This is a genomic window from Mycetohabitans sp. B3 (assembly GCF_021498065.1).
In the GTDB taxonomy this organism is placed as follows: domain Bacteria; phylum Pseudomonadota; class Gammaproteobacteria; order Burkholderiales; family Burkholderiaceae; genus Mycetohabitans.
This window is the reverse complement of the sequence record NZ_JAHLKN010000174.1, coordinates 1-851: the sequence shown is the minus strand read 5'-3', so window position 1 is coordinate 851 and position 851 is coordinate 1. Positions and strand designations below refer to the sequence as shown.

Below are 851 nucleotides of genomic sequence, written 5' to 3'. Positions count from 1 at the left end.
GTCACGAGTAGCTCATGCGTGTCGGCGAGCTGCCGCACGAGCGCCTCGTCCAGCGGCTTCACAAAACGCATGTTCGCCACCGTCGCGTCGAACTCCTGCGCCGCCGTCAGGCTCGGCGTCAGCATCGAGCCGAACGCCAGGATCGCCACCCGGTGGCCGGCCGGCGCATGCGACTGCCGTCGGATCTCCCCCTTGCCCACTGGCACTGCGCTCAGCCGCTTTTGCGTAGCCACTCCAGGCCCCGTACCCCGCGGATAGCGCACCGCGCTCGGCCCGTCAAGCTGCAAGCCCGTGTGTAGCATCTGCCGGCACTCGTTCTCGTCGGCCGGCGCCATTACGACCATGTTCGGGATACAGCGCAGGTACGCCATGTCGTAGGCGCCCGCATGCGTGGCCCCGTCCGCGCCCACCAGCCCCGCGCGGTCCAGCGCGAACATCACCGGCAGGTTCTGCAACGCCACGTCATGGATCAACTGGTCGTAGCCGCGCTGCAGAAACGTCGAGTAGATCGCCACCACCGGCTTCAACCCTTCGGCCGCCAACCCGCCGGCGAAGGTCACCGCGTGCTGCTCGGCAATGCCCACGTCAAAATAGCGTTGCGGGAAGCGCTGCTCGAACTCCACCAGCCCCGAGCCCTCGCGCATCGCCGGCGTGATGCCCACCACCCGCGGGTCCAGTTCCGCCGCATCGCACAGCCATTCGCCGAAGACCTTGGTGTAGGTTTTCTTAGCGGCGCCGCCAGGCTTGATGCCCTCATCCGGATTAAACTTGCCCGGACCGTGGTACAGCACCGGATCGGCCTCGGCCAGCTTGTAGCCCTGGCCTTTTTTCGTCACCACGTGCAGGAACTG

Annotated in this window: 1 protein-coding gene; it reads right to left on the bottom strand. The window is 66.7% G+C overall.

What is annotated here, in order from left to right; genetic code table 11:
- A partial coding sequence (locus KQH55_RS16145) for a transketolase C-terminal domain-containing protein (protein ID WP_304610945.1) occupies positions 1–851 on the bottom strand: 851 nt, incomplete at both ends.